Genomic DNA, 16198 nt, shown 5'->3' on the forward strand with positions numbered 1-16198 from the left:
AGGGGAGGTCGCGCTGGGACGAGGTGAACTCGACCTGGTAGGTGAAGGGCTGGCTGAGCGTCTCGTCCCCGACGAAGGCGAGGACGTCGAGCCCGACGTCGAGTTCGCCCACCTGCAGGCGGTGACGACTGTGATCGAAGAAATGGCGGAGTTCGGCAAGCATGTCGAGGCCTCATCGATGGGATGGCCCGTATGCATCGCCGCTTCGTGACCGTATCTCGATGAGACCGCCAAGCCCTGCATCCGGGGCGAGACAGTAGGCTGAAAACCCCGATGGGCTGGGAATAGGGAAAAGCCCCCAAAGGGCTCGGGAAGTGTCCGAAGAAATGAGGGGAGCTGCTGTAGGAACCCAATCACTTCAATGCCCGGAGTACTGAGGGGACGCCAGCGTCATCCGGTCCGACCACGGAAGCACCAGGCAAAAAAAGCCCCGCCGAAGCGGGGCCAGAGCACATTCAACCTTTCAGCGAACGATGGCTCAGGAGGTCTTGACCCCATGCTGGCCGCTCTGGGCCAGGTCCATCAGCTCGCGGTTGGCCACGGCGTACATGGCGTAGTCGGTGCCGGTTGCGGCGCGCAGTTCGGTGAGCATCACCTTCCAGCGCTCCACCAGCGGGCGGTGCTGTTCCAGCCACAGGGCCACGCGCTCGTCCATGTCGACCGGGGCATCGACCATCTGCAGCAGCGATACGGTGATCGCCCGCTGTTGCCAGTCGAGGTCGTCACGGAAGGCTTCGCGCGCCAGCGCCTGCCAGTTGCTCTCCACCGGCAGGCCGGTGATCTGCTGCAGGTACCAGGACAGGTCCAGCGCGCCACCGACGGCGAAGTAGGCGGCGGCCACTTCGGCCGTGTCCTTGCCGGTGACGTCCGAGGCCTCGATGATCGGCAGCAGCGTGTACAGGTGGCTGGTGCCGGCCACCACGCGGGCCAGTTCCTCCGGTGCGCCGGCCTCGACGTAGGCCTGGTAGCGGGCCAGCCACTGCTCGCGGGCCGGGCCTTCCAGCAGCTCGTCCAGGCGACCGGCCAGTTCGGCCACGCGCGGGCCGAAGTGGCCGACGTCACGGGCAGCGTTCTGGTCTTCGCGGCGGCTGCGCAGGAACCAGCGGGTGGCACGGCGGCCGAGGCGCATCAGCTCGTCCATCAGGGTCAGCTGCAGCTCGGCGGGCACCTTGTAGTCCAGCGACTCGATCTGCTTCCACCAGTGCGGCAGGCGGAACACATCGCGCACCACCACGTAGGCACCGGCGACGTTGGCCGCGCTCATGCCGGTGGACTCCTTCAGGCGTTGCACGAAGGTGATGCCCATGTGGTTGACCAGGTCGTTGGCGATCTGGGTGCTGATGATCTCGCGCTTCAGACGATGGCGGCGCATGGCCTCGCCGAACTTGCTCGCCAGCAGCGGCGGGAAGGCGGTCTCCATCTCGCGGGCAAGGTAGTCGTCGTCCGGCACCAGGGACTTGAGCAGCGATTCCTTGAGGTCGATCTTGCTGTAGGAGATCAGCACCGACAGCTCCGGCCGGGTCAGCCCCTGGCCGTTGGCGGCGCGCTCGTTGAGCTCCTCGTCACCGGGCAGGAACTCCAGCGCGCGGTCCAGCTTGCCGGCACCTTCCAGCGCGGCGATCAGGCGCTTGTACTCGCCGATGCGCTCGCGGGCACGGCGTTGCGCCAGGGACAGCGCCTGGGTCTGCTTGTAGTTGTTGCCCAGCACCAGGCTGCCCACCGCATCGGTCATCTCGGCCAGCAGCTTGTTGCGCTGCTTGCCGGTCATGTCGCCGGCCGCGACGATCTCGCCCAGGAGGATCTTGATGTTCACCTCGTGGTCGGAGCAGTCCACGCCACCGGCGTTGTCGATGAAGTCGGTGTTGCTGGCGCCGCCGTTGAGGCCGTATTCGACACGGCCCAGCTGGGTCATGCCCAGGTTGCCGCCCTCGCCCACCACCTTGGCGCGCAGTTCGCGGCCGTCCACGCGCAGGGCGTCGTTGGCCTTGTCGCCGACGTCGGCGTGGCTTTCCTTGCTGGACTTGACGTAGGTGCCGATGCCGCCGTTCCACAGCAGGTCGACCGGTGCCTTGAGCAGGGCGTTGAGCAGTTCGGTGGGGGTCAGCTTGTCGGCACGGATGTCGAAGCGTTCCTTCATTTCCGGGCTGATGGCGATGCTCTTGGCGCTGCGCAGGAAGATGCCGCCGCCGGCGGAGATCAGCTTGGCATCGTAGTCGGCCCAGGAGGAGCGCGGCAGGTCGAACAGGCGCTTGCGCTCGACGAAGCTGCTGGCCGCGTCCGGGTTCGGGTCGATGAAGATGTGCATGTGGTTGAAGGCCGCCACCAGCTGCAGCGTTTCCGACAGCAGCAGGCCGTTGCCGAACACGTCGCCGGCCATGTCGCCGATGCCGATCACGGTGACGTTGTCCTTCTGCACGTCGATGCCGCGCTCGCGGAAGTGGCGCTGCACCGAGACCCAGCCGCCCTTGGCGGTGATGCCCATGCCCTTGTGGTCGTAGCCGGCGGAGCCGCCGGAAGCGAAGGCGTCGCCCAGCCAGAAGCCGTACTCCAGGGCGATGCCGTTGGCGATGTCGGAGAAGGTCGCGGTGCCCTTGTCGGCCGCCACCACCAGGTAGGGGTCGTCGGCGTCGTGGCGCACCACGTTGGCCGGCGGCACCACCTGGCCTTCCTTGAGGTTGTCGGTGATGTCCAGCAGGCCGCTGATGAAGATGCGGTAGCAGGCGATGGCCTCGGCCTGGATGTCGTCACGGCTGCCGCCAACGGGCAGGCGACGGGGGATGAAGCCACCCTTGGCGCCCATGGGCACGATCACCGCGTTCTTCACCTGCTGCGCCTTGACCAGGCCCAGCACTTCGGTGCGGAAGTCTTCCTCGCGGTCGGACCAGCGCAGGCCGCCCCGGGCGACGTCGCCGAAGCGCAGGTGCACGCCTTCCACGCGCGGGCAGTAGACGAAGATCTCGAACTTGGGCACCGGACGCGGGATGTCGGGGATCAGCCGCGGGCTGAGCTTGAAGCTGAAGTAGCCCTTGTTCTGGCCGTTGGCATCGGGCTGGTAGAAGTTGGTGCGCAGGGTCGCCTTGATCAGGTCGAGGTAGCGCCGCAGGATGCGGTCCTCGTTGAGTACGGCGACGTTGTCCAGCTCGCCGAGGATGGCCTGTTCGAGCTTCTGCTGCTTGTCTTCCAGGTCCTCGGCGGTGAGCTTGCGGGCCAGGTAGAAGCGGGTCTTGAACAGGCGCACCAGCTCCTTGGCGATGTCCACATGGTTCAGCAGCGTGCTGGCGATGTAGGACAGGTCGAAGCCCAGGCGGATCTGCTTCAGGTAGCGGGCATAGGCGCGCAGCAGCGCCACGTCGCGCCAGGGCATTGAGGCAGTCAGTACCAGGCGGTTGAAGGCGTCGTTCTCGGCGTCACCGCCGACGATGTGGATGAAGGCGTCCTGCAGGGTGTCGTTGAGCTGCTGGATGTCGACTTCCTGGCCCGAGGCACTGGTGAAGGCGAAGTCGTGGATCCAGAACTCGCGGCCATCCTGGCGGTGCAGGCGATAGGGGAACTCGCCGAGCACGCGCAGGCCGAGGTTCTCCAGGATCGGCAGGACGTCGGACAGCGGCAGCGGCTTATCGGCGTGGTACAGCTTGCAATGCAGCAGTTGCTCGCCCTGGGTCAGCGGCTGGTAGAAGCTCATCACCAGCTGGCGCTCGTCGGAGAGGCTGTTCAGGTGCTGCATGTCGACCACGGCCGAATGCGGGGCGAAGCGCTCGCGGTAGCCGGCGGGGAAGCCTTTCGGGAAGTCGGCCAGCACACGGGTGCCCTGGGCCTCGCCGAAGCTTTCGTTGACCAGGCTGGCGTAGTCGTCCTTCCAGGAACGGCAGGCCTGGATCACTTCCTTCTCCAGGCGCACCGGGTCGACCACGGCCTTGTTCTTCGGGTCCAGGCGCAGGATGAACTGCACGCGCGCCAGCACGGATTCGGAGAAGAAGGTCCAGAACTCGCAATCGCTGGCCTGCAGGCGCTCCATGAGGATCTGCTGGATCTTCAGGCGCGTCTCGGTGGAATAGACATCGCGCGGCACGTAGGCCAGCGCATAGGCGAAGCGCCCGTAGGGATCACGGCGCAGGAACAGGCGGATCTTGTTGCGTTCCTGCATCTGCACGATGGCCATGGCGGTGGAGAACAGGTCGTCCACCGGGGTCTGGAACAGGTCGTCGCGGGGCAGCACCTCCAGCACCTGGCCCAGCTCCTTGCCGAGGTGGGCACGCGGATCGAAGCCGGAGCGGCGCTGGATCTCGGCGACCTTGCCGCGGATGAAGGGGATCTCGGTCACGCTCTCGGCATACACCGCGGAGGTGTACAGGCCCATGAAGCGGCATTCCTTGACCACGCGCCCCTTGGCGTCCAGCTCGCGGATGGAGACGAAGTCCGGGTAGGCCGGGCGGTGCACGCGGCTCGGCTCGGCGGCCTTGGCGAAGGACAGCAGCACCGGGCCGCGCAGGTAGTCGACGGCCTCCTTCTCGACATGCAGGTCGGCGGCGCTGAGGCCGGTGCGGCGCAGGCGCGAGACACCGAGCAGGGAAGCTTCGTCATAGACCAGGTGACCGCCCGCCTCACCCTCGTCCACCACCGTGAACTCCTCGTAGCCGAGGAAGGTGAAGTGGTTGTCCAGCAACCAGTTCATGAAGACCTTGATCTCGGCCAGCTCGGCCTTGTCCACCTTCAGCTTGGCCTTGTCCAGCCAGGCCAGCAGGTCGCGGGCCTTGGCGGTCATGGGCTGGAAGTCGGCGACGGCGATGCGCACCTCGCCGAGCATCTCCTCGATGGCCTTCTCCAGGGCCTTGAGGGCGGCGGGCGCGGCGATGCGATCGATCTCCAGGAACATCAGCGATTCCTGCTGCACGTCCTTGCCCTGGGTGCCCTTGGGCAGCACTTCCTGCAGTTCGCCCTTCTTGTTGCGGCGCACGCTGAGCACGCTGTTCTGCAGCGTGTGGATGTTGTAGCCGCGGCGGTTCAGCTCCATGCGCACCGAGTCCACCAGGAAGGGGATGTCGGGGTGCAGCACTTCCACCGCCGTGTGGGTGGATTGCCAGCCGTGCTTTTCGTAGTCGGGGTTGAAGGCGCGCACCTGCGGCTTGGCCGGGTCGAAGCGTTCCAGCATTCGCCACGACGACAGGGTGCAGCCCACCAGGTCGGACAGGCGCCGCTGGGTGAGTTCGTCGAGGGCGATGATGCCGAAGAATTGTTCGGCGAACAGGGCTACTTGTGGCAAGGCCTGTTCGCTGACGTGCTGCGCCAGGGCCGCTTGCAGTTGGTGCTGGAAGTCGGCTTTGCTGGCCGCGGTGAAGAACGCCATGGTTGTGCTCCGCTTGGCTCTGTTGTTGGGGGTTAAGCGTAGAACGCTTATCGCGCGGTGATGGATCAGGAGGAGATTCAAGGCAGTGTGACGAGTCGGAGCCGCCTGGGACCGACCAGTCATCCTCGTGAACAGATTAAGGGCGGCACCCGGTGCGACGCTTTTAGCCCTGCGACATATTCGGTCAATCTCGGACAGCCGCCTTCAGCAAGCCGACATGGATCACGGAAAAATGACGACACGAGCACTTCGGTAGCGCCTACAGCGCGCCCACAGCGGCAGACCCGGTGCGGCCCCTAGACTCGCCACTCCCCTTTCCCACCGGAGCACCCACCATGTGCACCTGCCACGAACCGCATACCCCTGACCGCCCGGAGCGCCGGCGCTTCCTGCGCCTGGCCGGCATGACCGCCGCCGCAGTGGCCGCCGCGCCCCTGCTGGGCCAAACCGCCCTGGCCGCCACCCCGGCTGCGGCCCCCACGCCCAAGCCACAGAACCAGTTGGCCCCGGACGCTGCCCTGGAACGCCTGATGCAGGGCAACCAACGCTATGTGGATGGGCTGACCCGCCGCCACGACTTCCTCACCGAGCGCGAGGCCCTGGTCTCCGCGCAGAACCCCTATGCCGCCGTGCTGGGCTGCGCCGACTCGCGCATTGCCCCGGAATACGCTTTCGACACGGCCCGGGGCGACCTCTTCGCCGTGCGCGTGGCCGGCAACCTGGTGACCGACGACGGCCTGGCCAGCCTGGAATACGGCGTGGCCGTGCTCGGCATCCCGCTGCTGATGGTGCTCGGCCACGAGGGCTGCGGCGCGGTGGAGGCCGGCCTCAAGATGGCCCGCGACGGCGCCAGCTACCCCGGCCATATCCAGGGCCTGGCAGCGGCCATCGCGCCGTCGGCGCAGGCGGTGCTCAAACACAAGGGCGACGTTCTGGACAACGCCATCGCCCAGAACGTGCGGGATAACCTCAAGCAGCTCACCGGGCGCTCCAGCCTGCTGCGCGATGCCGTTGCCGAAGGTCGCCTGAAGGTGGTGGGCGGCATCTACCGGCTGGCCAGCGGCAAGGTCGAGCTGATCGCCTGAGCCTTCGCGGGCCGGGCGAGTAGCGCTCGGCCCGTCACGATTTCGCTGCGCGTCCACGCGCTCGCCTAGGCCGCAGGCCTCTGCTTGGATTAAAGTACCTCGCCTTCTCCGGGGGCCTGGCTGCCCCCGTCCAACCCGAGCGAGCCCGACGATGGAACACCGCGAAGCACTGATCGCCCTGCGCCAGTACCTGTCCACCCAGATCCTCGGTCAGGAAAAGCTCATCGACCGCTTGCTGATCGCCCTGCTCGCCGATGGCCACCTGCTGGTGGAAGGGGCGCCCGGCCTGGCCAAGACCAAGGCGATCAAGGACCTGGCCGAAGGCGTGGAAGCCGAGTTCCATCGCATCCAGTTCACCCCCGACCTGCTGCCCGCCGACATCACCGGCACCGAGATCTATCGCCCGGAGACCGGCAGCTTCGTGTTCCAGCAGGGGCCGATCTTCCACAACCTGGTGCTCGCCGACGAGATCAACCGCGCGCCGGCCAAGGTGCAATCCGCGCTGCTCGAAGCCATGGCCGAGCGCCAGGTGTCCATCGGCCGTTCCACCTACGACCTGCCGCCGCTGTTCCTGGTAATGGCGACCCAGAACCCCATCGAGCAGGAAGGCACCTACCCGCTGCCCGAGGCCCAGCTCGACCGCTTCCTCATGCATGTGAAGATCGGCTTCCCCGAGGCCTCGGTGGAACGCAAGATCCTCCAGCAGGCCCGTGGCGTCGCCCTCAACGGCGAGACCCGCCCCGAGCACCAGGTCAGCCAGCAGGCGATCTTCGCCGCACGCAAGGAAATCCTCGGCCTGTACATGGCCGATGCCGTGGAGGAGTACCTGGTGCAGTTGGTGATGGCCACGCGCACCCCGGCCAAGTTCGACAGCGAGCTGGCCGAATGGCTGGCCTACGGCTCCAGCCCGCGCGGCTCCATCGCCCTGGACCGCTGCGCCCGCGCGCATGCGTGGATGGCCGGCCGCGACTTCGTCAGCCCCGAGGACATCCAGGCGGTGCTCTTCGACGCCCTGCGCCACCGCCTGATCCTCTCCTTCGAGGCGGAGGCCGCCGGCATCGACCAGGACCGGGTGATCCAGCGCATCCTCGATGTGGTCGCCGTCGCCTGACCCATGGACAGCCCAGCCGCCCCGACCGGCATCAAGGTCAGCCTCGCCGAGCTGATCGACATGCGCCACCGCGTCCGCGAGGTGCAGCTGTTCTCCACGCCCTCGCGGCGCAGCCCGCTCATCGGTCTGCACCATTCCAAGCTGCGCGGGCGCGGCGTCGACTTCGACCAGGTGCGCGTCTACCAGCCCGGTGACGACGTGCGCACCATCGACTGGCGCGTCACCGCGCGTACCCAGGAGCCACATACCAAGCTGTTCCACGAAGAGCGCGAACGCCCGGTATTCATCATGGTCGAGCAGAGCCAGCGGCTGTTCTTCGGCTCCGGGCAGATGTTCAAGTCGGTGCTCGCCGCCCACGCCGCCAGCCTCATCGGCTGGGCCGCCCTCGGGCACAACGACCGCATCGGCGGCCTGGTCTTCAGCGACAGCGAGCACCACGAGATCAAGCCCCGGCGCAGCAAGCAGAGTCTGCTGCAACTGCTCAACCGCCTGGTGCGCACCAACCAGGCGCTCGGCGGCCAGCAGGGCGCCCCCCGTGAAGGCTTCAGCCTGGCCCTGCGCCGCGCCCGCGAAGTGCTGCGCCCCGGCAGCCTGGTGGTGATCCTCTGTGACGAGCGCACCCTGTCCGACACCTCGGAGCAGCAGCTCGCCCTGCTCGCCCGCCACACCGACCTGATCCTCCTGCCGCTCTCCGACCCGCTCGACCACGCGCTGCCCGCCGCCGGGCTGCTGCGCTTCACCGAGCTGGGTGCCAGGCTGGAGCTGGACACCCACAACCCCGAGCTGCGCCAGGCCTATCGCGATCAGGGCGAGGCCCGCAAGGCTCGCTGGCAGCGCCTGGCCCAGCGCCTGGGCGTGCTGTTGCTGCCCCTGAGCACCCAGGCCGGGATGGTCGACCAGTTGCGCGACCATCTGCAGCACCGCGGTGGCAAGCGATGAACCCGCTGGACCAGCTGGAACCGCTGATCGCCCCCGCCGCCGTGCCCTGGTGGCCGCCCGCGCCGGGCTGGTGGGTGCTGGCGGCGCTGCTGCCGGTGCTGCTATGGGGCCTCTGGCGCCTGCGCCACCGCCTGCCTCGCCGGCAACGCGGCGAGCGGGCGGAACAGCCCCTGGAGCCCATGCGCGAGGCCGCCCTCCGGGAACTCGCCCAGCTGCGCAAGCCCTACGACGGCGCGCCCGCAGGCCCCTGGTTGCAGCAGCTCAACGGCCTGCTCAAGCGCCTGTGCCGCCTGCATTATCCCAACGACCACAGCCTGACCCTCAGCGGCCGTGCCTGGCTGGCCTACCTGGACAACCGCTGCCCCGCCGCCGGCCTGACCCGCTGGATGGTGCTGGTGGAAGGCGCCTACCGCCCCGAGTGCAAGCTCGACGACAAGGCCATCGAGGGCCTGTCCCAGGCGGTCGACACCTGGATCCGCAAACATGTTTGAGCTCGCCTGGCCCTGGATCTTCCTGCTCGCGCCGCTGCCCTGGCTGCTGCGCGTGCTGCTGCCGCCGGCCGACAGCGGCGAGGCGGCGCTCAAGGTGAGCTTCCTCGGCGAGCTGGAGGCCCTCGCCGGCCGCCGCGCCCGCGCCAACCTGCCGGCCTGGCGCCAGCAGGCGCCGTTCATCCTGCTCTGGCTGCTGCTGCTGTGCGCCACCGCGCGCCCGGAATGGGTGGGCGAGCCGCAACCCCTGCCGGCCAGCGGCCGCGACCTGCTGGTGGCGGTGGATGTGTCCGGCTCCATGGACTACGCCGACATGGAGCTCGACGGCAAGGAAGTCAGCCGCCTGACCCTGGTGCAGCACCTGATGGGTGAGTTCATCGACGGCCGCATCGGCGACCGTATCGGCCTGATCCTCTTCGGCAGCCAGGCGTACCTGCAGGCGCCGCTGACCTTCGACCGGCAGACCGTGCACGTCTGGCTCGACGAGGCGCTGATCGGCATCGCCGGCAAGAACACCGCCATCGGCGACGCCATCGGCCTGGCGGTGAAGCGCCTGCGCCAGCGCCCGGCCAACAGCCGCGTGCTGGTGCTGGTCACCGATGGCGCCAACACCGGCGGCGAGATCGAGCCGCTCACCGCCGCCCGCCTGGCCGCCGAGGAGCAGGTGAAGATCTACACCATCGGCATCGGTGCCGACCCGGAACAGGGCGGCGTGCTCGGCATGTTCGGCCTCAACCCCGGCCTGGACCTGGACGAGGCGACCCTGCGCCGCATCGCCGAGCAGACCGGTGGCCGCTACTTCCGCGCCCGCTCCAGCAAGGAGCTGGAGGAGATCGAGCGCGAGCTGGACCAGCTGGAGCCCGTCTCGCAGCTGCCCAGCCAGGCCCGCCCCGCCTTGGCGCTGTATTGCTGGCCGCTGGGCGCCGCCCTCCTGCTGAGCCTGCTGCTGATCAGCCGCGAGCTGTGGCCCCACGCCCTGCAGCAACGGCCGCAGTGGCTGAGGAGGCGCCCATGAGCGAACTCTGGCCGCACTGGTCGCGCCCGCTCTGGCTGCTCATGCTGCCGCTGCTGGCCTGGCTGATCTGGCAGCTCTGGCACCGCGAGCGCCGCAGCGGACGCTGGCAGCAACTGCTGCCCATCGCCTTCCAGCCCTGGCTGCTGGGCGGTGGCCGCGAACGCAGCAACCGCCTGCCATGGATCGCCCTCGGCCTGGCCTGGGGCCTGGGCCTGCTGGCGCTGATCGGCCCCAGTTGGCAGCGGGTGGAGCAAAGCACGCAGAAACGCGCGGACCCGCTGGTGGTGATCCTCGAACTGACCCCCTCGATGCTCGCCTCCGACGTGCCGCCCACACGCCTGGAGCAGGCCAAGCGCAAGCTGCGCGACCTGCTGGAAGCCCGCCACGATGCGCAGACCGCCATCGTCCTGTATGCCGGCAGCGCTCATAGCCTGGTGCCGCTCTCGGACGACCTGATGACCACCGGCAACCTGCTGGAGTCGCTCAAGCCATCGATCATGCCGGAGCCCGGCCAGCGCGCCGACCTCGCCGTGGAGAAGGCCCTCGCCTTGCTCAAGCAGGGTGCCCAGGGCCAGGGCCGCCTGCTGCTGATCACCAGCAGCCTGAGCGAGGAGGAACGCGACGGCATCCGCAAGGCGCTGGGCTCGAAGAGCGAACGCCTGAGCATCCTCGGTATCGGCACGTCCCAGGGCGCGCCCATCGCCCAGGAGAACGGCGGCTTCATCAAGGACGCCCAGGGCGCCATCCTCCTGCCGCGCCTGGACGCACCCAGCCTCAAGCGCTTCGCCGGCAGCCTGGGTGGCAAATACGCCACCGCCCGCGTCGACGAACGCGACCTGCGCAACCTGGACCTGCTCGGCGGTGCCCAGACCCTGCGCGAAAGTGGTGAAACCACGCGGCTGGAAGCCTGGGCCGACCAGGGCCACTGGCTGTTGCTGCCGCTGCTGCTGATCACCGCCTGCGCCGGACGCCGGGGCTGGATCTTCTGCCTGCCACTGTTCTTCGTGCTGCCCCGCCCTGCCCTGGCCTTCGAACCGGAGGATCTGTGGTTGCGGCCCGACCAGCAGGGCCAGCGCCTGCTGGAAGCCCAGCAGCCTGCCGAGGCGGCCCGTCGTTTCGAGGACCCGCGCTGGCAGGGCTATGCGCTCTACGAGGCCGGCAAGCACGCCGAAGCCGCCGAGCGTTTCGCCGGTGGCGACAGCGCCGCCGACCACTACAACCGTGGCAACGCGCTGGCCAGGGCCGGCCAGTTGGAGGCCGCCCTGGACGCCTACGAATCAGCCCTCGAGCGTGAGCCGGACCTGCAACCGGCACTGAAGAACAAGGCGCTGGTGGAACAGGTGCTGCAGCAGCAGAAGCAGCAGCAATCGCAACAGCCGCAGGACGGCCAGCAGGGCCAGCAGCAGCCCCAGGAGCCACCCTCCGCCGCCCAGGGTGGCGACCCGGAGCAGAGCGAGGACAAGGACGAGCAGCAGGGTGCCGAAGGTGCTTCCGCCACACCGCCCGAAGAGGGCAAGCCGCCGGGCCAGCAGGCCGGTGCGCAGGACCAGCCGGCCGAGCCCGGCCAGAAGCCCGAGGACCAGCAGCAACCCACGGACGCACCCGGCAAGGCCGAGCCGCTGGGCGATGAGCGTCGCCAGTCCCTGGAGCAATGGCTGCGGCAGATTCCCGACGACCCCGCCGAACTGCTGCGCCGCAAGTTTTGGTACGAACAGCAACGCCGCCAGGAAAACCAAGAATGATGCGCCTCCTCTGCGCCCTCCTCCTCAGCCTGCTGGCCTGCACCGCCAGCGCGGCGGGCTTCACCGCCAGCGTCGACCGCGCGCGCCTCAGCGAGGGCGAGACGGTGGAGCTGATCCTGGAGTCTTCCGACCCGACACTGTTCGGCAAGCCCGACCTCAAGCCGCTGGAGTCGCTGTTCGAGGTGCTCGGCACGCGCCAGATCAACCGCATCAGCACGCTCAACGGCCAGGACGACCGCGCCACGCGCTGGATCGTCACCCTGCAGCCGAAACAGAGCGGCTTCGTGGTGATCCCGCCGCTGCGCCTGGGCGAGGCCGAGACCCGGCCGATCACCCTGCATATCCAGAAGAGCGACAACGCCGCCGGCAACAGCAAGCTGGCCCCGGTGTTCATCGACGCCAGCCTGGACGAGGAAAGCGTGTACGTGCAGGCGCAGACCATCCTTACCCTGCGCATCTACCACTCCGTCTCGCTGTACGACGACAGCAGCCTGACCCCATTGCAGATGGCCGATGCACGCATCGAGCAACTGGGCGAGGCGCGCACCTACGAGAAGGAGATCAACGGCATCCGCCACGGCGTGATCGAATTGCGCTACGCGATCTTCCCGCAGAAGAGCGGCCAGCTGAGCATCCCCGCCCAGGTGTTCAGCGCCACCCTGGTGGAGCGCTCCGGGCAGAACGACTACCAACCCTTCGGCCCACGCCCGGGTCGGCTGACGCGGGTCAGCTCGCCGGAAATCCCGCTGACGGTGAAGGCCAAGCCGGCCGATTACCCTGCCGATGCACCCTGGCTGCCGGCACGCAACCTGACCCTGGCCGAGGCCTGGAACCCGGAGCCGGACAAGGCCCAGGTCGGCGATTCGCTGACCCGCAGCCTGATGGTCAAGGTCGAGGGCCTGGCCAGCGCCCAGCTGCCCGCCCTGCCCGCCACCCATGCACCGGGCCTGCGCCGCTATCCCGACCAGCCGCAGCTCTCCAACCAGGCCAGCGAGCGCGGCGTGCTCGGCAGCCGCGAGGAACGCGAGGCATTGGTGCCCACCACCAGCGGGCGCATCGAATTGCCGCCGGTCGAAGTGGTGTGGTGGAACACCCGCGAGGATCACCTGGAACGCAGCCAGTTGCCGGGGCGCACCCTTGAAGTGGCCAACAACCCCGCGCTGGAGCCGGAAGCACCGGTGGAAAACGCCAATGACGCCCAGCGCGTGGTCGAGGGCCCGCCGCTGTGGCCCTGGAAGCTCGCCACGCTGCTGCTGGCCTTGACCACGCTGCTGGGCTTCGGCCTGTGGTGGCACGCACGCCGGCAACCGGCGATCCTGCCCACCGCACAGACCGGCCCCAGCCCGCGCACCCTGCTCGACGACCTCAAGCGCGCCTGCCTGGCCAACGACCCCCACGCCACGCGCCAGGCCCTGGACGCCTGGGCGCGGCAGCAACCGGAAACCCTGGCGGACATGGCCGCACGCTTCGTGCCGCTTTCCGACGCCATGGATGGCCTCAACGGCGCCCTCTACAGCGAGAGCGGCCAGCACTGGCAGGGCGAGGAGCTGTGGAAGGCCATCCGCGCACTGCCCACGCCGCAGGTTCAGCAGCAGGCCGCTGGCGACAGCGGGCTGCCGCCGCTCTATCCGCGCTGATCCGCCCTCGACCCCAACTCGGGGTGCCACTTCGTAGCCCGTGCTTCAGCGCGGGAAAGGCGTCTCCGGCGCCCCGGACTGAAGTCCGGGCTACAGGGTGGGGATGTACTCGCCGTAGGCCGGGTGAAACCTGCCGGAGCATCGTGCCGGGCCTGTCGGGTTGCACCCGACCTACCTAAAACCTGTGACCGCCTCGTAGCCCGTGCTTCAGCGCGGGGAAGGTGTGGCCGGAGTTCCCGGACTGAAGCCCGGGCTACGGATGTAGGGTGCTCGCTGCAGGGCGGGTGAACCCGCCGAAGCCTCGTGCAGAAGCACCCAGCCCACCCTACAGAGCGGCAACCCCCTGGGGTCGCTGGGCAACTGAAGTCGCCCCTACAGGGTTGTGCGCGTGGTTTTCAGGTAGTTGAACGCCCATGAAAAAACCGCGGCCTGGGCCGCGGTTTCTTCATTGCCTTGACGCTTAGTGGGCCAGCAGCGAACCGCCGGTCTTGCCCGCCAGCTTCTCGGGGCGGATCAGGAAGCGTGCCAGGGCAGGCAGCAGCCAGAGCGCACCGAACATGTTGACGATGAACATGAAGGTCAGCATCAGGCCCATGTCGGCCTGGAACTTGATCGCCGAGAACATCCAGGTCGCCACGCCGATGGCCAGGCACAGGCCGGTGAAGAGCACGGCCTTGCCGGTGGACTTCAGCGTCTGGTAGTAGGCCTCCTGCAGCGGCAGGCCGGCACGCAGGAAGCTTTCCAGGCGGCTGTAGATGTAGATGCCGTAGTCGACACCGATACCCACGCCCAGCGCCACCACCGGCAAGGTCGCCACCTTCACGCCGATGCCGAGGAAGGCCATCAGCGCGTTGCCCAGCACCGAGGTGAGGATCAGCGGCAGCACGATGCAGATGGTCGCTGCGATGGAGCGGAAGGTGATCAGGCACATCACCGCCACGCAGATGTACACCAGGATCAGGATGGTCAGCTCGGACTGGGCGATCACCTCGTTGGTGGCCGCTTCGATGCCGGCGTTACCGGCGGCGAGCATGAACTCCAGCCCTTCCTTGTTGTGTTCCTTGGCGAAGCCCTCCACCGCCTTGACCGCGCGCTGCAGGGTCTCGGCCTTGTGGTCGTTGAGGAACACCAGCACCGGTGCCAGGGAGCAGTCGGTGTTGTACAGGCCATCGGCACGGCTGATGGAGTTGTTCAGCACGTCCTGGTTGCGCGACAGGGTTTCCCACTTCAGGTTGCCTTCGTTCATCCCCTTGATCACCTGCTTGGACACGGTGACCATCGAAATGGCGGATTGCACGCCCTGGGTGTTCTCCATCGTCCACATCAGCTCGTCGATCGGCGCCAGCGCTTCGTGCGTGGAGCAGCCTTCCGGAGCCGTCTTGACCATCACCACGAGCACGTCGGAGCTGGTGGAGTAGTTGCTGATGATGAAGTTGTTGTCCTTGTTGTAGCGCGAGTCCGGACGCAGTTCCGGCGCACCCTGGTCGAGGTCGCCGATCTTCAGGTTCTGGCCGTACCAGAGGCCGCCACCGAAGGCGACCAGGGCGATGACCACGGAGATCGGGGCCACGACCGGATGGGCGAAGTTGGACAGCAGGCGCCAGAACGGGTGTTCACGGGTCGCGTCCTTCTTGCTGCGCTCGATGGCCTTCTTGCTGATGCCGACATAGGAGATGGCGACCGGCAGCAGGATCAGGTTGGTGAACACGATCACCGCCACACCGATGGAGGCGCCGATGGCCAGTTCGCGGATCACGCCGATGTCGATGATCAGCAGGGTGATGAAGCCCACGGCGTCGGCCAGGATGGCGATCATGCCCGGCAGGAACAGCTGCCGGAAGGTACGCCGGGCCGCCGTCAGGGCGTTGTCCGCATCACTGGACTGCAGGGCGATACCGTTGATCTTCTGCACCCCGTGGGAGATGCCGATGGCGAAGATCAGGAACGGCACCAGCATCGAGTAGGGATCGAGACCGAACCCCACCGAGTGCATCAGGCCCAACTGCCAGATCACCGCCACCAGGGTGGTGGAGAGCACGGCGATGGTGCTGCGGATACACCAGGTGAACCAGTACAGCAGCACCAGGGTGGTGAGGAAGGCGATACCGAAGAAGGCCACGACCATGATCAGGCCATCGATCAGGTCACCGACCTTCTTGGCGAAGCCGACGATGTGGACCTGAACGTTGGGGTTCTGGGCCTGGTACTTGTCGCGGATCTTCGCTTCCAGCTCGTGGGAGAACTGGCGGTAGTCGAGCTTCAGCAGCTTGCCCTGGTCGTTCGGGTCCGGGTAGGACTCGAGCAGCGGCACGTCGACGATGCTGGACTTGAAGTTGTTGGCCACCAGGCGGCCGATCTGGCCGGACTTGAGCACGTTGTTGCGCAGCTCGTCGAGGCTGTCGTCGGAACCGTCGTAGGTCTGCGGGATCACCTCGCCACCGGCGAAGCCTTCCTCGGTGACCTCGGTCCAGCGCACGCTGGGGCTCCACAGGGACTTCAGGCCGGAACGGTCGACGCCGGGAATGTAGAACACCTCGTCGTGGATCTGACGCAGCGTGTCCATGTACTCCTTGCTGAAGATGTCCCCGTCCTTGGCTTCCACCGAGATGCGCACGGTGTTGCCCAGGTTCGCCAGGTCGTTGCGGTGCTCCATCATCTTCTGGATGAAGGGGTGGTGCAGCGGGATCATCTTCTCGAAGCTGGTGGACGGACGCACCTGGGTGGCCTGCCAGAAGAGGAAGATGCTGACCAGCAGGCAGATGACGATCACGGCCGGCCGGTTGTTGAAGATCAGGCGTTCCAGGAAGGTCGCCTTGTCCTGGTGATGGTTACTCATC

9 protein-coding genes are annotated in these 16198 nt (G+C 67.6%); 7 read left to right on the forward strand and 2 right to left on the reverse strand.

What is annotated here, in order from left to right:
• Nucleotides 1–478 precede the first annotated feature (478 nt).
• Complete coding sequence (locus DMX10_RS01175; RefSeq protein ID WP_111259382.1) at nucleotides 479–5344, reverse strand: NAD-glutamate dehydrogenase; 4866 nt, start codon at nucleotides 5342–5344, stop codon at nucleotides 479–481.
• A gap of 335 nt (nucleotides 5345–5679) precedes the next feature.
• Here DMX10_RS01175 and DMX10_RS01180 point away from each other — a divergent pair, with 335 nt between their 5' ends.
• The 7 genes from DMX10_RS01180 to DMX10_RS01210 all read left to right on the forward strand — a co-directional run bounded on the left by DMX10_RS01180 (nucleotide 5680) and on the right by DMX10_RS01210 (nucleotide 13361).
• Nucleotides 5680–6429 carry a carbonic anhydrase gene (locus DMX10_RS01180; protein WP_111259383.1) on the forward strand — a complete coding sequence of 250 codons (750 nt, stop codon included), beginning with the start codon at nucleotides 5680–5682 and terminating at the stop codon, nucleotides 6427–6429.
• Nucleotides 6430–6580: 151 nt separating this feature from the next.
• Complete coding sequence (locus DMX10_RS01185) at nucleotides 6581–7540, forward strand: MoxR family ATPase (protein WP_111259384.1); 960 nt, start codon at nucleotides 6581–6583, stop codon at nucleotides 7538–7540.
• A 3-nt stretch (nucleotides 7541–7543) separates the two neighbouring features.
• Nucleotides 7544–8479: a DUF58 domain-containing protein gene (locus tag DMX10_RS01190; RefSeq protein ID WP_111259385.1), complete on the forward strand. Its 936-nt coding sequence runs from the start codon at nucleotides 7544–7546 to the stop codon at nucleotides 8477–8479.
• Complete coding sequence (locus DMX10_RS01195; RefSeq protein WP_111259386.1) at nucleotides 8476–8970, forward strand: DUF4381 domain-containing protein; 495 nt, start codon at nucleotides 8476–8478, stop codon at nucleotides 8968–8970. Before DMX10_RS01190 ends, DMX10_RS01195 begins: the two co-directional genes overlap by 4 nt.
• Nucleotides 8963–9982 carry a VWA domain-containing protein gene (locus DMX10_RS01200; protein WP_111259387.1) on the forward strand — a complete coding sequence of 340 codons (1020 nt, stop codon included), beginning with the start codon at nucleotides 8963–8965 and terminating at the stop codon, nucleotides 9980–9982. The genes DMX10_RS01195 and DMX10_RS01200 overlap by 8 nt, the downstream gene beginning before the upstream one ends.
• Nucleotides 9979–11724, forward strand: a complete 1746-nt coding sequence (locus DMX10_RS01205; RefSeq protein ID WP_111259388.1) for a VWA domain-containing protein — start codon at nucleotides 9979–9981, stop codon at nucleotides 11722–11724. Before DMX10_RS01200 ends, DMX10_RS01205 begins: the two co-directional genes overlap by 4 nt.
• Nucleotides 11721–13361: a BatD family protein gene (locus DMX10_RS01210; RefSeq protein ID WP_111259389.1), complete on the forward strand. Its 1641-nt coding sequence runs from the start codon at nucleotides 11721–11723 to the stop codon at nucleotides 13359–13361. The genes DMX10_RS01205 and DMX10_RS01210 overlap by 4 nt, the downstream gene beginning before the upstream one ends.
• A gap of 460 nt (nucleotides 13362–13821) precedes the next feature.
• Here DMX10_RS01210 and DMX10_RS01215 read toward each other — a convergent pair whose 3' ends face one another.
• Nucleotides 13822–16197 carry an RND family transporter gene (locus tag DMX10_RS01215; RefSeq protein ID WP_111259390.1) on the reverse strand — a complete coding sequence of 792 codons (2376 nt, stop codon included), beginning with the start codon at nucleotides 16195–16197 and terminating at the stop codon, nucleotides 13822–13824.
• Between the last annotated feature and the right edge of the window lies 1 nt (nucleotide 16198).

Source organism: Pseudomonas sp. 57B-090624, assembly GCF_003234055.1.
Classification (GTDB): domain Bacteria; phylum Pseudomonadota; class Gammaproteobacteria; order Pseudomonadales; family Pseudomonadaceae; genus Metapseudomonas; species Metapseudomonas tohonis.

Excerpts from the sequence above, each read along its gene's own strand:
- DMX10_RS01175 (WP_111259382.1), bottom strand. The coding sequence starts at position 5,344 with ATGGCGTTCTTCACCGCGGCCAGCAAAGCCGACTTCCAGCACCAACTG.
- DMX10_RS01180 (WP_111259383.1), top strand. The coding sequence starts at position 5,680 with ATGTGCACCTGCCACGAACCGCATACCCCTGACCGCCCGGAGCGCCGG.
- DMX10_RS01185 (WP_111259384.1), top strand. The coding sequence starts at position 6,581 with ATGGAACACCGCGAAGCACTGATCGCCCTGCGCCAGTACCTGTCCACC.
- DMX10_RS01190 (WP_111259385.1), top strand. The coding sequence starts at position 7,544 with ATGGACAGCCCAGCCGCCCCGACCGGCATCAAGGTCAGCCTCGCCGAG.
- DMX10_RS01195 (WP_111259386.1), top strand. The coding sequence starts at position 8,476 with ATGAACCCGCTGGACCAGCTGGAACCGCTGATCGCCCCCGCCGCCGTG.
- DMX10_RS01200 (WP_111259387.1), top strand. The coding sequence starts at position 8,963 with ATGTTTGAGCTCGCCTGGCCCTGGATCTTCCTGCTCGCGCCGCTGCCC.
- DMX10_RS01205 (WP_111259388.1), top strand. The coding sequence starts at position 9,979 with ATGAGCGAACTCTGGCCGCACTGGTCGCGCCCGCTCTGGCTGCTCATG.
- DMX10_RS01210 (WP_111259389.1), top strand. The coding sequence starts at position 11,721 with ATGATGCGCCTCCTCTGCGCCCTCCTCCTCAGCCTGCTGGCCTGCACC.
- DMX10_RS01215 (WP_111259390.1), bottom strand. The coding sequence starts at position 16,197 with ATGAGTAACCATCACCAGGACAAGGCGACCTTCCTGGAACGCCTGATC.